We start from the raw sequence: 21,382 nt of genomic DNA on the forward strand, positions 1-21,382 counted from the left end.
TGTTGAGTTGTTGTTGCACTGGCAAGACAACAAGGCGGACCCCACGCTGGTGAGGCCCGCCCGGGAAGAGGTTCGGCGCCAGCCGCCTTATGCCCGCTCTGCCCCATAGACGGGGTAATCGGTCAGCCCTTTCTCGCCGCCGCCAAACAGGGTGGCGGGATCATGGGGGGCGAACGGATGGCCGTGGCGCAGGCGGTTCGGCAAGTCGGGGTTGGCCACGAAGGGGCGACCGAAGCCAATCATGTCGGCCCAGCCCGCCTCGATGGCGGCGCGGGCGCGTTCCCCATCGTACTTGCCGGCGTAGATGAGGGTGTTGGGGAAGGCGTCGCGCAGCCCCTGCTTGAAGCTCTCCGCCATCAGGGGGGCGTCGTCCCAGTCCGCTTCGGCGACGTGCAGATAGACCACGCCGAGCTGGCCCAGCAGGCGCGCGGCGGCCAGATAGGTCTCCTGGGGGTTGGCATCCACGGTGCCGTTGAGGGTGGTGAGTGGCGCAAGGCGTACCCCGACCCGGTCGGGACCGATCTCGTCACAGACCGCCTCGGTCACCTCTTTGAGGAAACGCAGCCGGTTTTCGAGCGAACCGCCATAGCTGTCGGTGCGGGTATTGGACTCGGAGTCGAGGAACTGGTTGATGAGATAGCCGTTGGCGGCGTGCAACTCGATGCCGTCAAAGCCCGCTTCCATGGCGTTGCGGGCGGCCCGGCGAAACTGCCCCACCACGGCGTCGATGTCGGCCTGGGTCATGGCGCGCGGGGTGACGGTCTCCACAAACCCCGGGGCATCGCTGCCGTTGTCGACGAACACCTTCACTCCCTTGGCCTGGATGGCGGAGGAGGAGAGGGGCTGGGCGCCGCCGATGTTGTCAGGATGGGTGACCCGGCCCACGTGCCAGAGCTGGGCGAACATGATGCCCCCCTCGGCGTGGACCGCGTCTGTTACCTGCTTCCAGCCTGCCACCTGCTCGGCGCTGTGGATGCCCGGCGTCCAGGCGTAGCCCTTGCCCAGGGGATCTATCTGGGTGCCTTCGCTGATGATGAGGCCGGCCCCGGCACGCTGGGCGTAGTAGGTCGCCATCATGGCGTTGGCCACGTCCCCGGGCTGGCTGGCGCGGGAGCGGGTCATGGGGGGCATGACGATGCGGTTGGCAAGGTGCAGCTGGCCGAGGCGAAGGGGGCAGAACAGGGGATCGTGGTGCATGATGGATTCCTCAATCTTTGGGAGTGAGGTGACTCTAAAGGGGATTGTTATTGTGAAAAAGAGGGGGTATTGCAGAAGAGAATTGCCGTTATCGCAGCAATGGCCCGGGAGGGGCCGGGCTCGCGCCAGAAAAAAGAGGGCCAAGGGCCCTCTTTTGCTGTGATTGCCGCCGATGATCAGGGGGAGAGTGGGGTAACCCGTACTCGCTCGATGCGCCGCTCGCTCACGGCCATGACCTCGAAGCGGAACTGGCCGAGGTGCAACTGCTGACCGACGTCGGGCAGGCTGCCGAAGTGGGAGAGCAACATGCCCGCCAGGGTCACGTACTCGTCGCTCTCGCTCACCAGACCGTCGCAGTTCAGGGCCTGCTCCACCTGATGGATGTTGGTGGTGCCGTGGATGAGCCAGTGTTCGCCCTCGCGCACCACATCGGGGGTCTCGTCCTCGTCCGGCAGCTCGCCGACGATGGCCTCCAGCAGATCGTGGTTGGTGACCAGCCCCTGGATGACGCCAAACTCGTCCGCCACCAGGATGAGGCTGCCCCTGGCCTGGCGCAGCTCCGCCAGCAGCCGGATCACGTTGATGGTCTGGGGCACGATGACGGGCTCGTTCTGTCTGGCTAGTGCTGCCAGGGATTGCCCCTCGTTGAGGGCAAACAGCAGATCCCGAGCCTTGACCACCCCGATGATCTCGTCCAGCTCCCCGTCACAGACCGGGAACAGGCTGTGGGGGGCCCGTTGCAGCAGGGCGCGGATCTCGTCCTCGCTGTCGCTCACGTCGATCCACTCCATCTCGGAGCGCGGGGTCATGATGGTGCGAATGGAACGCTCGGCCAGCGACAGCACGCCGCTCACCATGTAACGCTCCTCTTCACCGAAACCAGGGGGCAGGGGCTGAGCCTGCACCTCTTCTTCGTCCTCCTGCAGGTGGGCTGAGCGTTTGTTCCCCCCCATCAGCTTGAAGATGGCGGCGGTGGTGCGCTCGCGCAGGGGCTGGCGCGCCTCATGGCGCAGGGCACTGCGCTGGGCGAGCTGGTTGAAGAACTCGATGAGCACCGAGAAGCCGATGGCCGCGTAGAGGTAGCCCTTCGGAATGTGGAAGCCGAAGCCCTCCGCCACCAGGCTGAAGCCGATCATCAAGAGGAAGCTCAGGCAGAGCACCACCACAGTGGGGTGGGCGTTGACGAAGCGGGTCAGGGGCTTGGAGGCGAGCACCATCACTACCATGGCGATGGTTACGGCCGCCATCATGACGCCGAGGTGATCCACCATGCCGACGGCGGTGATGATGGAGTCCAGGGAGAAGACCGCATCCAGCACCAGGATCTGGGCGATCACCACCCCGAACCCGGCATAGACGCCGGTGCCGCCTTGTTCCTCGGGCTTGGCCTCGAGTCGCTCATGCAGCTCGGAGGTGGCCTTGAACAGCAGGAAGAGTCCGCCTCCCATCAGGATGAGATCCCGACCGGAGAAGGGGTGATCCCAGATGTGCAGCAGAGGAGCCGTGAGGGTGACCAGCCATGACATGATGGTGAGCAGTCCCAGGCGCATCAGCAGGGCCAGGGAGAGACCGATGATGCGCGCCTTGTCCCGCTGGGCGGGGGGCAGTTTTTTCACCAGGATGGCGATGAAGACCAGGTTGTCTATCCCGAGAACGATTTCCAGGATGATCAGGGTAAGCAGACCGACCCAGATTGACGGGTCCAGCAAGAATTCCATGTGATTGACCTCAATGAAGACAGATGCAGTGAATCGTGGTCACGGCGTGGCCGTGGTGACGGAGACGATCGCTTCAGAGGCGTTGGTTGAGCAGGTACAGATAGGCTTTGATGGGAAAAGACGAAGGGCTACTTCGGGGATTGTCCATGATGGGCAATAAAACCTCGGGTCAAAAGTGAGCCCTGATGATAACGACTCGCCGCCATTTGGCAAGGGGGCTGTCAGGGGGACGCGACGAGGGGATTGCCGACGGGGGAGGCAAGGGAAAGAGGCATTGATGCGCAGCCAAGTTTGACTGGAGATAAAAGAGCGACACATTGACACAATCACAAATATAGGTGCTGAACAAGGAAAATAAACGATCTGATACCAACAACCGGATTCATCAGGCTCATATATATCCATTATTTTTGTAATAATTTGTTTCAGGGGGGAATATTGCGGCTGTGTCATGGGAGAAAGAAGGAATAGAGGGGGTTATGGTGTTTGATATGGAGTTATTATTCTAAATTTAACTTGTTCGCCACCAACTAATTCACATTAATCATATATTCAGCGTATAAAAAGCAAGGAGGCCCAGGCCTCCTCGTTTGCGCTCACACGGGTTGTTTCAGGGGACGTTAACCCTGGTCGTCAGGTCAATTGCCGGTATAGGCCGCGCCCTGAACATGCCCCTTCTTGTCGCTCAGACAGGACCAGGGGGCATCGGCACCCGGCACCTTGATGGTGACGCCAACCCCGGCTTCCGAGTCCATCACGTCGATCACCTGGAGCTGCTGTTGTGCCACGTCTGTCTTGTCGGAGACCGCCTTGAGACAGGCTTTCTCTGCGGGACTGGCCTTGTGGGAAGTCGCAGCAGCAGGGGCTGCGGTGGAGACGGGATGACAGACGCCGGAGCCATTCTTGCTGTTGTAAGAGACGTCGTATTTCCCGTTGATGTTGCTGATGGAGAGAATGACTCCTGACCCCTTCACCTCGAAGAAGTCCTCACCGTACTCCTTGACCTTGGCCTCTTGGCCGTTGATATAGACGGGGCCCCCTTCATCGCTGTGAAACTGGATCTGGCCCGGGCACTCATAATTCAACTGGGGAATGGCAGCTTGTGCCGCACCGGTCATGATCAGCGTCATGACAGCAATGACTGTGTTTTTCATGGATATTGCCTCAACTGTATAATGATACGATGTTTGTTATTTTATTTTTTCGGTTAATAACAACTCCCTCTTTGGCATTCAATCACCGCCTCCCTGCACACAAATAAATAGCGGTGACACTTTCTTTTAGCAACGAATTTTTATTTGTTTGGTATGGGATGAAAATAAATCTTGATCCAACAGGGGTGGCAAACGTTTGTGTCTTTGGCGGGGGAGGAACACTGGTGGATGTCCTGGGACCAGAGGTCCGTTGAGCACACCCGCAGAGGGCAGAACACGGGGAGACTCGGGAGACGCGGGAGACACAGGAGAAAAGTGCAGAACAACCAACGCCGGAGTGGGGATCCCGGATGAGTCATCGAGCGGGGCTGTGCAGCCCCGCGCGTCATTCAGCGTGCAGTCCGGGTCAGAGCCAGCGTTTCTCGCGGGTGAAGCAGACCGACAGCCAGGCGTCTCCCAGGGTGTCGCCGAGGCGGGACCAGAGCTCCTGGCGCAGGGCATCCTGGCGCTCGACGGGCCACTCCTGGCCGGGGGCCACCAGGATGTTGAGCTCGAGATCGAAGCGGCGGCCGCTTTTTGCCAAGTGGCTGTAGCATTCGATGCCATGGCGCAGGCGCAGGGCTTCGACTTCGCTGGCCACCAGCCGGGAGACATCCCCCTTGGGGGCAATCTTCAGCACCTCCCGCAGGTTGCGACCGAGCACCTTGATGGGAATGAGGGTGGCGCACAGGGCCAGCAGGGAGACCAGCATGGGGTCTATGTAGCGGTTGTAGTGGCCGTAACCCAGGGTATCGAGCCCGATGGCGACCAGAAAGCCGATGAGCAGGGTGGCGCTGAGCAGGGTATCCACCAGCCACTCCTTGGAGTCCACCCGCACCAGCTCGGAGTTGACCCGCTCGGCCACGTCGGCCTCGATGAGATAGAGGATGCTGCAGAAGAAGGTGGAGACGACGGCATAGATGAGGGCGTGGCCGAGATCGATCTCCCGTCCGCCCGCCAGTAGGGAGGTGATGCCGCCATAGAGGGCACCGAGGCAGAGCAGCAGAATGATGGCGCCGTTGATGACGTTGGCGATGGGTTCGAAATGGGCGTAGCCGTATTGGAAACGGGCGTCGGAGGGGCGGGTAACCAGGTAGGCGGTGATGAGCCCAAGGCCCGTCATGCCCATGCTGAACAGGGTGAAGATGCCGTCCAGCATGATGGCGTTGGAACCGACGAACAGACCATAGCCGATCCCGAAAATGGCAAAGGTGATGCAACCAAACAGCGACAGGGTCAGCGCCTGTTTTTCGGTGCGAATAAGCGTACTGATAACATGGCTGTAGTGAGCCATAAAAGTCCTCCTTTCAAATGGTGCAGATTGCGCGCGCAAGCGGTTTTCTAGCTGATATACTGCCCGCTCACATGTGAGCGGACTGGTTCGGACACCCGCAAAGAGGCAGGCCCGAACGGTCGTTGTCGCCGGAATGCCGGCATCAAGCAAAGGATGGGAACAAGGATTCATGATCCCGAGACTCGATTACCAGGACAGTTTGTCACCTACAACCCTGCAGTTTCTTGAGTTGCTGGCGCGATCAGCATTTCGTGGTGATATCGAAAAGTCTTATGCAAGCCGGTTGGCGATGGCGACGGATAACAGCGTCTATCAGGTAGTACCTCAGGCGGTTCTCTATCCGCGCAGTGCGGATGATATTGCGGTGATGCTCAAGCTGGCCCAGGGGCCCGAGTACGCAACCTTGAGTTTCTTCCCTCGCGGCGGCGGTACCGGCACCAATGGTCAATCCTTGGGCGGCGGCATTATCGTCGATCTCTCGCGCCATATGAACCAGATCATGGAAATTAATCTGGAAGAGGGCTGGGTGCGGGCCCAGGCCGGGGTGGTCAAGGATCAGCTCAACGCCTATTTGAAGCCCCACGGCTACTTCTTCTCGCCGGATCTCTCCACTTCCAACCGGGCCACCCTGGGGGGCATGGTCAACACCGATGCCTCGGGGCAGGGCTCCTTGGTGTACGGCAAGACCTCGGATCATGTGCTTGGCCTCAAGGCCGTGCTGGAAAACGGCGATCTCATGGCGACCGAACCGGTGACCGGTCAGCGTCTGGCGGACAAGCTGGCGCTGAAGAACCGGGAGGGGGAGATCTATCGCACCCTCTATCGCATCGGCCGCGAGCGGCGCGCCGACATCGAAGCCACCTTCCCCAAGCTCAACCGCTTTCTGACCGGGTACGATCTCAAGCACCTTTATATCCCCGAGAGCGACACCCTGGACGTGAGCCGGGTGCTGTGCGGTTCGGAAGGCTCCTTGGGCTTCATCACCGAGGCGAAGCTCAATATCACCCCCATTCCGCGTTACCGCACGCTCGTCAACGTCAAGTACGACAGCTTCCCCTCCGCGCTCAGAAACGCCCCCTTTATGGTACAGGCCCACGCCCTGTCGGTGGAGACGGTGGACTCCCGGGTGCTGGGACTGGCCCGCGCCGACATCATCTGGCACTCGGTGAAGGATCTCATCCAGGATGTGCCGGGCAAGGATCTGCAGGGGCTCAATATCGTCGAGTTTGCAGATACCGACGAGGATGCGCACAAGGCCAAGGTGGACGAGCTGTGCCGGCGCATCGACGGTCTGCTGGCGCGTGGTGAGGCCGGGGTCATTGGCTATCAGGTGTGCGACCACCTGCCGAGCATCGAGACCATCTATGGCATGCGCAAGAAGTCGGTGGGGCTGCTCGGCAACGCCGAGGGGCGCAAGAAGCCGGTGGCCTTCACCGAAGACACCGCCGTGCCGCCGGAATCCCTGGCGGACTTCATCATGGAGTTTCGCGCCCTGCTGGACGCCCATGGCCTTGACTACGGCATGTTCGGCCACGTGGATGCCGGGGTGCTGCACGTGCGCCCGGCGCTGGACTTGTGCGATCCTGAGCAGGAGGTGCTGCTGCGGCGCATCTCCGATCAGGTGGTAGCGCTGACCGCCAAATACGGCGGCCTGATGTGGGGGGAGCACGGCAAGGGCTTTCGCTCCGAATACAGCCCCGCCTTCTTCGGCGAGCTGTGGGAAGAGCTGCAACGGGTCAAGGGGGCATTTGACCCGGCCAATCGCATCAACCCGGGCAAGATCTGCATGCCTTATGGCAGCGGCGCTTCGCTTGTCTCGGTGGACGGGCCCAAGCGCGGCAAATTCGACCGCCAGATCCCGATTGCCGTGCGCGAGAGCTATACCCGGGCCCTCGATTGCAACGGCAACGGTCTCTGCTTCACCTTCGAGACTGACTCCCCCATGTGCCCCTCGGTCAAGATCAGCCGCGACCGCCGTCACTCCCCCAAGGGGCGGGCTGGCCTGATGCGTGAATGGCTGCGCCAGTTGTCGGAGCAGGGCTTCGATCCCCTTGCCGAAGAGGTGGCCCTGCAAAACGGGGGTTTGCGCTTCAAGCAGATCGTCGACAAGTTCCGCAATACGGTGGCCCGCGCTCGGGGCGAGTATGACTTCTCCCACGAGGTGATGGAGGCGATGGAGGGGTGCCTTGCGTGTAAGGCATGCACCAGCCAGTGCCCCATCAAGGTGGATGTGCCCACCTTCCGCGCCCGCTTCATGCAGCTCTATCACAGCCGCTATCTGCGCGGCCCCAAGGATTACTTCGTGGGCACGGTAGAGAGCTATGCGCCCCTGCTGGCCAAGGCGCCGAAACTGGTCAACTTCTTCCTCGAAAAAGAGTGGGCCCAGAAGGCGAGCGAGAAGAGCATCGGCATGGTGGATGTGCCGCTGCTCTCCGTGCCGACCCTGGCCGAGGAGCTGCGGGATCACCGCGCCCGCTATTTCGATCTGCCGGGCTTGGAGGCCATGAGCCCCGAGCAGCGCCAAAAAGTGGTGCTCATCGTGCAGGATCCCTTCACCAGCTACTACGACGCCCCCGTGGTGCGTGACCTGGTGAAGCTGGCCAGCAAGCTGGGCTATCAGCCCTACCTGCTGCCGTTCAAACCCAACGGCAAGCCTCAGCACGTGAAGGGATTCCTGCGCGCCTTCGCCCGTACCGCTGCCAGCAGCGCCCAGTTCCTCAACAAGGTGGCGGCCCTCGGCATCCCCATGGTGGGGGTCGACCCCTCTCTGGTGCTCTGCTACCGGGACGAGTACGTGAAGGCGCTCGGCCCCGCCCGCGGCGATTTCCAGGTGCTGCTGCCCCAGGAGTGGCTGCTCTCCCTGCCTGCCGAGGCGCTGCCGCTGCGGGAAGAGGCTGGCACCGACCCCTGGTATCTGTTTGCCCACTGCACCGAGAAGACCGCCAAGCCCACCACCCACGGTGACTGGAGCACCCTGTTCGGCCGCTTCGGTGCGCGTTTGCAGCCGGTGTCGGTGGGTTGCTGCGGCATGGCGGGCACCTATGGTCACGACGCCAGACAGGTGGAGAACTCCAAGGGGATCTACGGTCTGAGCTGGGCCGAGCCTCTTGAACGCCTGCCCAAGGCTCGCTGCCTGGCCACCGGATATTCGTGCCGCAGCCAGGTCAAGCGGATGGAGGGGGAGAAGCTCAAGCACCCGCTGCAGGCCCTGCTGGAACTGCTCTGATGCTCCACTTTCCCAAGGGATTCCGGGTGCCGAAGGCCTATCGGCACCCGCATTTTCTGTTGCTCCCCACCACGCCGTCCCAGGCCGTGGTGGAGTTTGTCGCCATCCTGCGCGAGCGGGAGCAGCTCCATCAGCTGTTTCGCCCGGACGATGTGTGGCCCTCCGCCCATTTCAGCCTGAGTCAGCACGAGGCCGACTTGGAGTGGCAGCACTCCGAGTTTCTGGCCAAGCGCTCCTTTGCCTATGGCCTCTGGAGCCCGGACAGGGAGCCCCGCTTCTGGGGCGGTGTCTACCTCTATCCGTCGGTGCTGCCGGAGGTGCAGGTGGAGCTCTTCTTCTGGAAGGTGGTCGAGGCGCCGCTCACGGACAGCGAACTCGAAGCCGAACTGCGCGCCTGGCTCGGCAAGGTATGGCGCTGGTCCGAGCCGCGTCTGCCGGGGCGGGACGGCCCTTGGGCCGAGTGGCCAGGGGTGACCTATCCCTGGTGAGGGTCAATCTCGATGCAAGATGCCCCGGCGTGGGCATCTTTTTTTTTGCGCCTTTTTCGCCGACACTGCTGGTTTGCCGCTACGGCGCAGCGATAACCCGTTGATCACGCAAGGAGTCCGCTCACCATGAGTCAAGAAAGCAGCCCCATCTGGCGCAAACCCATGAGCCTGGAGGGGCTCAACGCCAGCTCCTGCAACACCCTGATGGCCCACCTCGACATCGTCTACAGCGCCTTTGGCCCCGACTGGCTGGAGGCCACCATGCCGGTGGATCACCGCACCCATCAACCACTCGGCATGCTGCACGGCGGCGCCTCCGTGGTGCTGGCGGAAACGCTGGGATCGCTTGCGGCCAACATGGCGGTCGGGGAGGAGAGTTACTGTGTGGGGCTGGAGGTCAATGCCAACCACCTGAGGGCCAAGCGGGAAGGGGTGGTGACGGGGCGCTGCAGCCCGCTGCATCTGGGGACCACGACTCAGGTGTGGCAGATCGAAATTCGGGATGAACGTGGTCGTTTATTGTGCACCAGCCGATTGACCATGGCGGTGCTCAAGCACAAGCGGGACAAGGACTCTGGCGAAGCGTGATCCGCAATAACGCATCATGAGTGAAAAATAAGCAAGCCATAGTCGCGAGATCCCTCTATAATTGCCAACGTCTTGAGACACCTATCACATTTTTCAAGACAGCAGAACAAAGTGGCGCTATAATCGCCGCCTTTTTGCTATTCCGCGGTGTTAGCCGCCTGCCTTAATCTGGAAGAATCTATGTCTGATACCGAACAACTGCCCCTTTTTAGTGAGCTTGGACTGGCCGCGCCTGTATTGAAAGCGCTGCAGGACGTGGGCTATGAGCGCCCGTCTCCCATCCAGGCCGCAGCAATTCCCCACCTGATGGCGGGACACGATCTGCTGGGGCAGGCACAAACCGGTACAGGGAAGACCGCTGCTTTTGCCTTGCCTCTGTTGTCTCGTCTGGAAGCTGGTAACCGCAACACCCAGATCCTGGTGCTGGCCCCGACCCGCGAGCTGGCCCTGCAGGTGGCAGAGGCGTGCCAACGCTATGCCCACCACATGCCCGATTTCCACGTGCTGCCCATCTACGGCGGCGCTTCCTACGAAACCCAGACCCGCGCCCTGCGCCGCGGTGCTCAGGTTGTCGTGGGTACCCCGGGCCGCGTGATGGACCTGATCCGTCGCAAGAACCTGGACCTCTCCGGTCTGAAAGCCCTGGTGCTGGACGAAGCGGACGAAATGCTGCGCATGGGCTTCATCGACGACGTGGACTGGATCATGGATCAGTGCCCGGCCGGTCGTCAGGTTGCCCTGTTCTCTGCCACCATGCCGGAGCAGATCCGTCGTGTTGCCCAGAAGCACCTGAAGCAGCCCAAAGAGATCAAGATCGCCTCCAAGACCGCGACCGCCACCACCATTCGCCAGCGTTACTGGCAGGTGACCGGTCTGCACAAGCTGGACGCCATGACCCGTCTGCTGGAAGTGGAATCCTACGAAGCCCTGCTGGTGTTCGTGCGTACCAAGAACGCCGCCGAAGAGCTGGCAGGCAAGCTGGCTGCCCGTGGTCACGCCTGTGAAGCGCTGCACGGTGACATCCCGCAGAAGCTGCGTGAGCGTACCGTTGACAAGCTGCGTCAAGGCCAGTTGGACATTCTGATCGCCACCGACGTGGTCGCCCGCGGTCTGGACGTTGAGCGCATCACCCACGTGGTGAACTACGACATTCCCTACGACACCGAATCCTATGTTCACCGTATCGGCCGTACCGGCCGTGCCGGTCGCAAGGGTGAAGCCATCCTGTTCGTGGCTCCACGCGAGCGTCGCATGCTGCGTGCCATCGAGCACGCTACCCGTCAGGCCATCGAACCGATGAAGATGCCGAGCACCGAGGACATCAACCAGCACCGTCTGGCCAAGTTCAAGGAGCGCATCCGCGAAACCATGATGGGTGAAGAGCTCGAGATCTACCACAACCTGGTGAACGAGCTGATCGAAGAAGATTCTGCCGATCCGCTGGAGCTGGCTGCCGCACTGGCCAAGCTGGTACAGGGCGATCAACCGCTGCTGCTGGATGACTCCATCCCGGATCCGGTGTTCAACGCCGGCAACGATCGCGGTGGCTTCGAGCGTCGTGAGTTCAACGACCGTGGCGGTCGTGACTTCGGTGACCGTGGCGATCGTCCGGCCCGTCGCATGCCGTCCCTGGAGCCGCGTCCGCTGAAAGACAACCCGGACGTGGAGATGGAGCGTTACCGTGTCGACGTGGGCGCCCATCACGGCGTCAAGCCGGGCCAGATCGTGGGTGCCATCGCCAACGAAGCGAACATCGAGAGCCGCTTCATCGGCAACATCGACATCGCCGATGACTTCTCCACCGTCGATCTGCCCAAGGGCATGAGCGCCGAGGTGCTGGAAGTGATCAAGAAGGCCCGTGTCTGCCAGCGTCCGCTGCAGATCACCCGTTACACCGAAGTGCCGGCCGGTGGCAACACTGCTCCCCGTCCGCCCCGTGGTGATCGTCCGTTCCGTGGCGACCGTCCTTTCAACAAGGATCGCCGTCCCCAGGGTGACCGTCCCTTCAACAAGGATCGCCGTGAAGGCGGTTTCGACAAGGGTCGCAAATTCGGTGGCAACAAGCGCCGCGACAGCTAAACCCTGACTGCACTGATGAGAAGGCCGCTCCATGGAGCGGCCTTTTTTGTGTCTGTTTTTCAGATGTGTAGCGAAGATTGTCACCTTTTTCCGGCTGTGGTGGGCACCTAGCTTTATGAGGAGCCAGTGAAAAGAAAATGGTGCAATCCATTTGCCTGGGGGTGGCGCCTGGTGTCATTCTTTGGGAAGCGATTGGGTACTTTTGGAAGGGGCAGAGATAGTTGCTGGTTGCAAACGACTGCGACTTTGGTCTGAAGGTGCATTCTGTTGTTTGCATATGAGTCAGCAGAGTGAGATGAATAAATAAACCGTATGACAGGGAGGTGCGTGATGGGCAAGTGGCTTGGCAAGGTGTTGCTGATATCTGGATGGCTCGTGTCGGGTATGGTGTTGGCGGAGGAGCCCTTCTTCAGAATTGCGGGGGCGGGGTGCTGCAATGGCAAGGGGGAGGTGGCGCTGACCCGTGCCGAGTTTGAGGCCTTGCCGCAGACGGAGGTTAAGACGGGGACGCCCTGGACCGAGGGGGAGCACCTCTATCGCGGGGTGTTGCTGCGGGACCTGGTCAGGATCTACGGTCTCAAGAGCCAGGAGGTCAAGGCCCTCGCGGTCAATGAATACTGGGCCGCACTGCCGCTGGAAGACGGGGAGAAGTACCCGGTGCTGGTGGCCGAGAAGCAGGATGGCAAGGCTCTGACCCTGCGCAACAAGGGGCCGCTCTGGGTCATTTATCCCCTCACCGACCATCCCGAACTCAACAAGGAGCTCTATCACAGCCGGATGGTGTGGCAGCTGACGGCGCTGGAGAGCAAATAAGATGCTGCGCGGCAAGTTCTTGAGCCTGATCCTGATGGTGACCACCTTTTTGGGGGTGACCCTCTGGTCGGTCTGGAACTATGACCGCGCGTTCAATGCGGTGACGCGTTACACCCAGCTCTCCGCCTGGGCATTGGCCCAGCTCGAGCTGGAGATCCACGCCTTCGAGGAGGGCTTGCAGCTCTATCGTGCTGGTGCCGCCAGCCGGGAGGAGATGAACAAGCGCTTTGACATTGCCTGGAACCGGCTCGATGTCTTCCTGCACGGGGAGGAGGCAAAGTCGGTCAGGGCCCGATTCGGCGCGGACAAGGCAGTCGGCAAGATCCTCGCCCTCTTCGAACGCTATGAGCAGGATGTGGTGCAAGGGGAGCCGGATTCCCCCGCACTCAAGATGTTCACGGCCGCGCTCGATGACGAGATGCGCGGGGTGCGGGACGTGATGGTGAAAAACTTTACCGGGCCCTCTGCCATCGCCCAGCGCGAGCTGCTCAACGAGTCGAGAACCCAGAACTTCTTCATCCTGGGATTTCTGATGCTGGCGACCATGGTGATGTTGATGGTGCTGTTTCGCGAAGTGCGCCGCCAGCATTTTCTGGCGTGGAACGATCCCCTCACCCGTCTCCCCAACCGGGCGGCGCTCATCAAGCACCTCCAGCAGTGGACCAGCCACCCCGGTCGGCGCAGCAGCATCACAGTCTGCCTCATGGATCTGGGGCATTTCAGGGAGGTCAATGACAGTCTGGGTTACGAAGTGGGGGACGCCTTGCTCAAACGGCTTGCGGAGCGGATCCGCGCCGCCTCTGGCCAGGGGATCTTCGCTGCCCGAACCGGCAGTGACGAGTTCACCCTCATCATCACCGGCACCATGCCCACCTATCTGCGCTTCCCGTTTCTGGAGCAACTGCGCAGCGAGCTGGCGGATCTGGTGTTTGCCGCCGATCCGGCGCACCGGGTGCGGGTCTTCATGGGCACCAGCCAGTACGTGAAACCGGATCATTCACCGGAAGAGATGCTGCTGTTTGCCGATATCGCCCTCGACAGCGCCAAGCGCAAGCGGCTGAATCGCAATGTACTCTTCTCCAGCAGCATGTATCAGCACTATCAGCGCAAACGCCGGCTGTCGACCGAGCTGCGGGAGCTTATCCACTGCCCGCAATGCCCGCAACTGGCCCTTTACTATCAGCCCATCGTGCGCGGCCAGAGTGTGGTGAGGCTGGGGGCGGAGGCGCTGATCCGCTGGCATCATCCGGAATATGGCTTTATTGCCCCCCTCGACATCATCTCGCTGGCAGAAGAGAACGGGTTGGGCGAGGCGCTCGGGGGCTGGATCATCCGGCGCATGCAGCTCGATCTGTCCGGCTTCCCGAAGGAGGTACTAGCACCGCTCGAGATCTCCATCAACCTCTCTAACTCCATGTTCAACATGGGGTTGGCCAGGGAGATTGAAGAGAAGATGGAAGATGGACCGTTGGGGCTGCACCAGTTGATAGTGGAGCTGACCGAAACCATCGCCCTCGATGACATCGCCCTCAGCAAGCAGATCATTCACTCCCTGCGCCAGATAGGGGTGCGGGTGGCCCTCGATGACTTCGGGACCGGCTGGTCCTCGTTCTCTTACCTGCGTGAACTCTATTTCGACAAGCTCAAGATAGACAGATCCTTTATCACCGCGATCGACAGTGACACCCGGCAGGCGCTCTTCGTCGAGACCATCACCACCCTCTCTCATCAGTTGGGGGTGCGTGTCGTGGCAGAAGGGGTGGAAAACAGCGATGAGCTCAAGGCGGTGCTCACCATAGGGGTGGATGAGATCCAGGGTTATTTCTACTCGCGTCCCTTGCCGCTGCCGGAGTTCATGCAGTTCTGTCACCGCTATTTCGCCCACAGCGCCGCCATTCAGGAAGTGGCACTGGGGTAGCCTTGGGGCAATCGAGCCCCTGTAGCCTTGTCTTCGAGTCCCTCTGTTCGATCGTTCCTGGTTGATATTTCATCCCGACACCTTTCTTCCATGGCAGGACCGCCCTTGACGCGGTTTTCTTGTGCCTCCAGCCAGAACGAGGGTGCGAGAGGGCAGGCCCGGTGCTACCTTGTGCCACGAACAGTGCCACAGGGCAGAGGAGCCATAAATGGATCGCTTGGGGGTGATGGAGGTGTTCGTGCTGGCGGTGGAGACCGGCTCGTTTTCGGCGGTGGCCCGCCGACTGGGGATGGGGCAACCCACGGTTTCCAGATTGATTGCCCAGCTTGAGGCGCACCTTGGCAGCCGCCTGTTGCTGCGTTCGACCCGGGGGCTGGCGCCCACCGAGGCCGGAGAGGCCTACTATCTGCGGGCGAGAGAGATCCTGGCCCAGGTCCACGAGGCCGATGCCATGGTGCAGCAATGCCGGGCGGGCCTGAGCGGGCGTCTGCGGGTGAGCGCTCCCGTCACCTTCGCCCGCCTGCATATCATTCCCCATCTTGCCGGTTTTCTGGCGGCTCACCCGGGACTGGATCTGGAGATCCTGCTGGATGACGGCAATGTGGATCTCATTTCGGCGGGCATCGAGGTGGCTCTGCGGATCGGCAAACAGGCCGACTCGTCGCTGGTCGCCCGCTGTCTCGCTCGAAGCGACATGCGGGTGCTGGCGACGCCGGCCTATCTGGCCGCCAAAGGAGAGCCTGAGACCCCTCAGGCCCTGCAACAGCATGACCTGGTGCTTTACAGTCCACGGCCCGGAATGGGGCAGCAGTGGCGATTTCGCCGTGGCGTCGAGGAGAGGGTGGTTTCCGGAGAAGGCAGGCTGACGGTCTCGGCGGCCGAAGGCATGCGCGCCGCCGTGCTGGCAGGACTGGGGCTCGGTATCGCCTCGGAGTGGATGTTTGCCCCCGAGCTTGCCCGCGGCGAGGTGGTGGCGGTGCTGCCCGAGTGGCAACTGCCCATGCAGGAGCTCTGGACCCTGCTCCCGGCAGGTCGCCAGCCTGGTGCCAAGGCGAGCGCCTTTCTGGCATTCGTGACCGGCCTGCCCGGCGTGGGGCATACGCCAGCGGAATAACTGTTATGGTCCCCACCGCTCTACTGGTGGCGACGCTCCCCGGGTAGGCTGTGCGCATGGGGCCCGTATCCTGGCGGGAGCCCTTCTACCACGAGGAGAAGATCATGAGTACATCGCCTTCTGCCGGAGGGGCCGCAACCCCCGGCCCCTCCCTGCTCTTCGCCATGGCCCTGTCATGCGGCCTGGCAGTTGCCAACATCTACTACAACCAGCCCATGCTGGCGGTGATGGCGCAGGACTTTCCCGGGCACTCGGGCATGCCATTGATCGCCATGCTGACCCAGCTCGGCTATGCCATGGGTCTGCTTTTGCTGGTGCCGCTTGGCGATGTGGTCGAGCGCCGCTGGCTCATTCCGGGGCAGTTTGCACTGATCGCGCTGGCTTCCCTGCTGGCGGCCACGGCCACGAGTGCCACCACCTTGATGCTGGCCTCAGTCCTGCTCGGCATCGGGGCCACGGCTGCCCAGCAGATAGTTCCGGTGGCGGCGACCCTGGCAGATCCTGCCCGCCGTGGTGCCGTGGTCGGCAGCGTGATGAGTGGCCTACTGGCCGGGATACTGCTCAGCCGAACGGTCGCCGGCCTGGTCACCGCCTATGGCAGTTGGCGCGCCATGTTCTGGCTGGCCATTCCCCTGGCCCTGTCGGGGGCCCTGCTGATGGCCAGGATGATACCGTCCGGATTGCCGCGCTCTCCCCTCGGTTATGGCCGTCTGCTTCATTCTCTGGTCGGTCTGTGGCGCGAGGAGCCCGCCCTACGCCGCGCGACCCTGACCCAGGCCTTGCTGTTTGCCTCCTTCAGCGCCTTCTGGACCGTGCTGGCGTTCTACCTGGCCGAACCTGCCTATGGGTTGGGGGCCGACATGGCGGGTCTGTTCGGCGTCATCGGGGTGGCTGGGGTGGTGGCGGCCCCTCTGGCAGGCCGGATGGCGGATCGGTTGGGGGCCAGACCAGTGGTATTGGCCGGTGCCGTGCTGGTGGTGCTTGCCTGGATCTGCTTCGAGCTGTGGCTCTCTCTGGCCGGGCTGGCGTGCGGGGTCATCTTGCTGGATCTCGGAGTGCAGAGCGCACTCATCGCCCATCAGCAGCGCATCTATGGTCTGAGACCTGAGGCCAGGGGGCGCATCAATACCCTCTTCATGACCGGCATGTTCCTGGGGGGAACCCTCGGCTCCAGCCTGGGGATGCTGGTCTGGCAACAGGGACATTGGCTCGGGGTGGGAGCAGCCGGCATGGGGTTGGCCCTGGGGGCCTTTCTCTGCGCCCTGGCCGGCAGGCGGGGGCTGCAACCGGCCATCTGAGGCATGTGCAAGACAAGGAAGGCGACCTCGGGGTCGCCTTTTGTCTGTCTGCTCGGGATGGACTCAGAGCACCATGGCGGCAATCCAGCCGAAGATCACCAGGGGGATGTTGTAGTGGATGAAGGTTGGCACCACGCTGTCCCAGATGTGGTCGTGCTGACCGTCGGCATTGAGGCCCGATGTGGGGCCGAGCGTCGAGTCGGAGGCGGGGGAACCCGCGTCCCCCAGAGCGCCCGCGGTACCCACCAGGGCGATGGTCGCCATGGGCGAGAAGCCGAGGTGGATGCACAGGGGCACATAGATGGTGGCGATGATGGGCACGGTGGAGAAGGAGGAGCCGATCCCCATGGTGATGAGCAGGCCCACCAGCAGCATCAGGAAGGCCGCCAATCCCTTGTGACCTGCCATCATGCTGGAGACGGACTGCACCAGACTCTCCACCCCGTGGGTCTCCTTCATGACGGCGGCGAAACCTGCGGCGGAGATCATGATGAAGCCGATGAGGGACATCATGCGCACACCCTGGGTGAAGGCATCCTGGCTCTCGCGGAATTTGATGACGCCGCCGCAGGTGAAGATGATGAAGCCTGCGAGCGCCCCCAGCACGATGCTGTTGGTCATCAGTTGCAGGCCGAGTGCCACGGCGATGGCCAGCAGGGCGACCCAGATGTGGTTGAGATTGAGCTCGACCGTCTCGGGTTCGGCGGCCAGGATCTTCTCCAGATCATACTGACGAGGCTTGCGGTAGCTGAAGAAGACGGCGATGAGCAGGCCGAGGAACATGCCGAATACCGGGATGGCCATCGCCAGGGGCAGTTGGCTGAATTCCACCGGTACGCCGTTGTCGACGAGATTCTTGGCCAGGATGTTGTTCAGGAAGATGCCGCCAAAGCCCACCGGCAGCAGCATGTAGGTAGCGGTCAGGCCGAAGGTGATGACGCAGGCCACCTGACGGCGGTCTATCTGCATCTGGGCCATGACATGCAGCAGCGGCGGGATCAGGATGGGAATGAAGGCGATGTGCACCGGGATCAGGTTCTGGGAGGAGATGGAGACCGCGAGCACCGAGGTGAGCAGCAGGCTCTTGACCCAGAGAATGCGGGTGCTGCTGGCATCCTTGCCGAGCTGGTTGATGACCTTGCGGGCCAGCAGATCGGTGATGCCGGAGCGGGAGATGGCCACCGCGAACGCCCCCAGCATGGCGTAGGAGAGGGCGATTTCTGCACCGCCGCCCAGGCCGCCGGTGAAGGTGCTGAGGGTCTGCTCGAGGGAGAGTCCGCCGAGCAGGCCACCCACGATGGCACCGATGGCGAGGGAGACCACCACATTGATCCGCAGCAGGCTGAGCACCAGCATCAGCGCCACCGCGATAACAACAGGATTCATTTGATTTCCTTATGGATTGTGTTGCTGTCAGTCGTGTGAAAGCCAGCTAGTTTGCGAAAAACAGGCTAAATGTCGAGAAAAAAATCGGCAGATCCCGGCCAAGGGACGCATCTTCTGCTGGAGGTGAACGGGAACCGGGAAAATGGCCCTTCTTCGTTGCCCAGACAGGTCCCCTCATGCAGACAGGCTGCCATGGGCAGCCTGTCTGGGCAGGGGCTGGGAGTGTTCAGCCCTCGTCTTCGGTGTCCGTCGTTTCATCCGGGTTGGCCAGAGGCCAGCCTCCCAGGCTCTTCCAGCGATTGACGATGTGGCAGAAGAGCTCTGTGGTGCGCTCGGTGTCGTAGAGGGCCGAGTGGGCCTCTTTGTTGTCAAAGGGGATATTGGCGCTCTGACAGGCCTTGGCCAGCACCGTCTGCCCCAGGGCAAGACCCGAGAGGGCGGCGGTGTCGAAGGTGGCGAAGGGGTGGAACGGATTGCGCTTGAGGCCGGCCCGCTCGGCGGCGGCCATCACGAAGCCGTGGTCGAAGGTGGCGTTGTGGGCCACTATGATGGCGCGACCACAATCCTGCTCCTTCATGCCCTTGCGCACCCCCTTGAAGATCTCGGTGAGTGCTTCCTTCTCGTCCACCGCGCCCCGCAGCGGGTTGAAGGGGTCGATGCCGGTGAACTCCAGCGCCGCTTTCTCCAGATTGGCGCCCTCAAAGGGCTGGACATGAAAATGGAAGATCTGGTCAGGGACGAGCCAGCCCTGCTCATCCATCTTGAGGGTGTGGGCGGCTATTTCCAGCAGGGCATCGGTCTTGGCATTGAATCCGGCGGTTTCAACATCGATGACGACGGGGTAAAAGCCGCGAAAACGGCCCTTGAGGGTGTGAACGGCGTCGGTCATGGTATCTCGGTCGGCGTGAAAGGAGGCGGCATTATGGCAAAAAAGCGTGCCCTTGTCCCTTATCTGCCGCCATGGGACGGCAAGAGGACCATTTTGAAACACCTGTGCTTATAATGGGCGACGTCAACCATGGAGGGAGAGGACGATGAAGAAGCTGGGATTGGCACACAAGATGATGTTGGTGGTCTGTCTGCCGCTGTTGGCCCTGCTGTTTTTCTCCGGCCGGTACGTCTATGAACGTTATCGGGTCGAACAGGAGATGAGCGGGGCCTTGGTCGCGCTGGCGGTGGTGAAGGAGGCGGCGCAGCTGGCCCATGAGCTGCAACGGGAGCGCGGCATGTCGGCCGGTTTCCTCGGCTCTGGCGGCAACAAGTTTCGCGATGCGCTGCCTGCCCAGCGCAAGGTGGTGGACAGCCTGTTGCAGCGTTTTCATCAGGATCCTGCCTTGCTGGCGCTGACCGAGGTGCAGCAGGGAGTGGCCGGACTCACCGCCATGCGTGAGCGGGTCAGCGCCCTGGGGGTCGAGGTGGCGGAACAGGTCGGCTTCTATACCCGCCTCGTGACCGCCTTGCTGGCGGTGGTGGACAAGATAAGCGTCGACAGCATGGATGCCACCATCGCCCTGCAGACCAATGCCTACGCCGCCTTCCTGCAGAGCAAGGAACGTGCGGGGCTGGAGCGGGCGACGCTCAGCAACGTCTTTGGCCGTGACAGCTTCACGCCTGCGCTGTTGCAGCAGTTCATCTCCCTGCTGGCGGCCCAGAACACCTATCTCGAACGTTTCCAGGCGGTGGCGAGTCCCGCCCAGCGTCAGTTGCTGAACGACAGCCTCGCCTCACCCGTGGTGGTCAAGGTGGCCGCCATGGAGAAACTGGCCCTGGACAAGGCGGCCAGCGGCGGTTTTGGCGTCGATGCGGAGGCCTGGTTTGCCTTGAGTACCGACAAGATAGGCCTGCTCAAGGAGATAGAAGACAGCCTCTATCAGCAGCTCTTCGAGCGTGTGGAACAGATGCGGGTCGGGAGTGCCAGTGACTTCTGGTGGGGGGCGGCTGGCGTGTTGCTGTGCATCGTCCTGACCACCTTCGTCTGCTGGCGGGTAGTGCGGGATCTGCATCTGGGCTTCATGGCCCTGCACCAGACCTTCAAGCGCCTGGTGCAGGAGAACGACCTGACCGTGCGGGTCGACTGGCGATCCGGGGATGAGCTGGGGGCCCTGGCGCGGGATCTGAACCATTTCCTCGGGCACCTGGAGAGTTTGCTGCTGGCTGTGCGCCACTCCTGTGACGTGCTGATACGCAGCGCCGCCAGCTCTGCCGAGGTCATTGCCGAGGTGAATGCCGGCGTAGTCAGGGGATGCGGGCAGGTGGATCTGGTGGCGACTGCCGCCACCGAGATGGCATCGACTGTCGCGGAGATTGCCCGCAACGCAACCCAGACCTCCCAGGCGACTCAGCAGGCCATCGGCCGGGCGAAGCAGGGTGACAAGGAGGTGGATCAGACCATCCACACCATCCAGCAGGTGGCGGGCACGCTGGTGGATACCCGGCACCTGGTGGACAGCCTGCATCGGGATACCGAGTCGGTGGGGGAGGCCTTGAGCCTCATCAAGCAGATCTCGGACAGAACCAACCTGCTGGCCCTCAATGCCGCCATCGAGGCGGCCCGTGCCGGTGAATCCGGGCGCGGCTTTGCAGTGGTGGCCGACGAGGTGAGAGCACTTGCCTCCCGTACCCAGCAGGCGGCGGATGACATAGAGCGGATGCTGGGCCGCTTGCGCCAGGGGGCCAACGAGGCGGTGGCTGCCATGCACACGGGGACCGAACAGGCGGGTCTTAGCGTGACGGAGGCCAAACGGGCGGGGAGCGAGCTGACCGACATCGTCAACGAGGTGCGCAAGGTGAGCGACATGACGGCCCAGGTGGCCACCGCCACCGAGGAGCAGCGTTACGTGACCGACGACATCCAGCAAAACGTGATGACCATCCGTGACGTGTATGAGGCCCATCGCCAGCACTCCCATACCCTGCAACAACACAGTGCCGAACTGGATGCCCTGGCCCGGGACCTGGCGGGACGCATCGCCAGCTTCAAGCTGATGGCCCCTTCTTCCCCCCACTGAGCGTTTTGACCTAAAGCTTGTCCTGCCGCTGCCGATAGATAATTCGAGATAGTGTGGAGGAC

Annotated in this window: 15 protein-coding genes; 9 read left to right on the forward strand and 6 right to left on the reverse strand. The window is 62.1% G+C overall.

Annotated features, from left to right (window positions below; all coding sequences use genetic code 11):
* Positions 1–87: 87 nt before the first annotated feature.
* The 4 genes from ACB037_RS13740 to ACB037_RS13755 all read right to left on the reverse strand — a co-directional run bounded on the left by ACB037_RS13740 (position 88) and on the right by ACB037_RS13755 (position 5,402).
* The gene (locus tag ACB037_RS13740; protein ID WP_371175446.1) at positions 88–1,197 is read right to left on the reverse strand and encodes an alkene reductase; all 1,110 of its coding nucleotides are present in this window, start codon (positions 1,195–1,197) and stop codon (positions 88–90) included.
* A gap of 176 nt (positions 1,198–1,373) precedes the next feature.
* Positions 1,374–2,915 carry a TerC family protein gene (locus tag ACB037_RS13745; protein ID WP_371175447.1) on the reverse strand — a complete coding sequence of 514 codons (1,542 nt, stop codon included), beginning with the start codon at positions 2,913–2,915 and terminating at the stop codon, positions 1,374–1,376.
* Between the two features lie 638 nt (positions 2,916–3,553).
* A complete protein-coding gene (locus tag ACB037_RS13750) occupies positions 3,554–4,069 on the reverse strand; it encodes a hypothetical protein (RefSeq protein ID WP_191967279.1) in 516 nt (171 codons plus the stop codon).
* Between the two features lie 406 nt (positions 4,070–4,475).
* Positions 4,476–5,402, reverse strand: a complete 927-nt coding sequence (locus ACB037_RS13755) for a cation diffusion facilitator family transporter (RefSeq protein ID WP_371175448.1) — start codon at positions 5,400–5,402, stop codon at positions 4,476–4,478.
* A gap of 169 nt (positions 5,403–5,571) precedes the next feature.
* Here ACB037_RS13755 and ACB037_RS13760 point away from each other — a divergent pair, with 169 nt between their 5' ends.
* From ACB037_RS13760 to ACB037_RS13795, 8 genes are all read left to right on the forward strand, one after another.
* Positions 5,572–8,628 (forward strand): FAD-binding and (Fe-S)-binding domain-containing protein, encoded by a 3,057-nt coding sequence (locus tag ACB037_RS13760; protein ID WP_371175449.1) that lies wholly within the window; start codon positions 5,572–5,574, stop codon positions 8,626–8,628.
* A complete protein-coding gene (locus tag ACB037_RS13765) occupies positions 8,628–9,116 on the forward strand; it encodes a hypothetical protein (protein WP_042864014.1) in 489 nt (162 codons plus the stop codon). The genes ACB037_RS13760 and ACB037_RS13765 overlap by 1 nt, the downstream gene beginning before the upstream one ends.
* A 126-nt stretch (positions 9,117–9,242) precedes the next feature.
* Positions 9,243–9,704, forward strand: a complete 462-nt coding sequence (locus ACB037_RS13770) for a hotdog fold thioesterase (protein ID WP_371175450.1) — start codon at positions 9,243–9,245, stop codon at positions 9,702–9,704.
* A gap of 180 nt (positions 9,705–9,884) precedes the next feature.
* Entirely contained in the window at positions 9,885–11,783 is a 1,899-nt protein-coding gene (locus ACB037_RS13775) for a DEAD/DEAH box helicase (protein ID WP_029314717.1), read from the forward strand.
* A 330-nt stretch (positions 11,784–12,113) separates the two neighbouring features.
* Complete coding sequence (locus tag ACB037_RS13780) at positions 12,114–12,596, forward strand: molybdopterin-dependent oxidoreductase (protein ID WP_202042349.1); 483 nt, start codon at positions 12,114–12,116, stop codon at positions 12,594–12,596.
* 1 nt (position 12,597) lies between these two features.
* Positions 12,598–14,514, forward strand: coding sequence for a putative bifunctional diguanylate cyclase/phosphodiesterase (locus ACB037_RS13785; protein WP_371175451.1), 1,917 nt, complete (start codon positions 12,598–12,600; stop codon positions 14,512–14,514).
* Positions 14,515–14,722: 208 nt separating this feature from the next.
* Positions 14,723–15,628 carry a LysR family transcriptional regulator gene (locus tag ACB037_RS13790; RefSeq protein WP_371175452.1) on the forward strand — a complete coding sequence of 302 codons (906 nt, stop codon included), beginning with the start codon at positions 14,723–14,725 and terminating at the stop codon, positions 15,626–15,628.
* Positions 15,629–15,732: 104 nt separating this feature from the next.
* A complete protein-coding gene (locus tag ACB037_RS13795; RefSeq protein WP_324036843.1) occupies positions 15,733–16,926 on the forward strand; it encodes an MFS transporter in 1,194 nt (397 codons plus the stop codon).
* Between the two features lie 63 nt (positions 16,927–16,989).
* On the opposite strand, the gene ACB037_RS13800 is transcribed toward ACB037_RS13795, so the two are convergent.
* On the reverse strand, positions 16,990–18,312 hold the full coding sequence (locus ACB037_RS13800) for a Na+/H+ antiporter family protein (protein WP_039038758.1): 1,323 nt from the start codon (positions 18,310–18,312) through the stop codon (positions 16,990–16,992).
* Between the two features lie 226 nt (positions 18,313–18,538).
* Positions 18,539–19,201 (reverse strand): ribonuclease T, encoded by a 663-nt coding sequence (gene rnt, locus ACB037_RS13805; RefSeq protein ID WP_010675098.1) that lies wholly within the window; start codon positions 19,199–19,201, stop codon positions 18,539–18,541.
* A gap of 145 nt (positions 19,202–19,346) precedes the next feature.
* On the opposite strand from rnt, the gene ACB037_RS13810 reads away from it, so the two are divergent.
* Entirely contained in the window at positions 19,347–21,320 is a 1,974-nt protein-coding gene (locus tag ACB037_RS13810; protein WP_319884692.1) for a methyl-accepting chemotaxis protein, read from the forward strand.
* The last annotated feature ends 62 nt before the right edge of the window (positions 21,321–21,382 follow it).

The sequence above is a fragment of the Aeromonas sp. S19(2024) genome (assembly GCF_041402625.1).
Taxonomy (GTDB): Bacteria; Pseudomonadota; Gammaproteobacteria; order Enterobacterales; family Aeromonadaceae; genus Aeromonas; species Aeromonas caviae.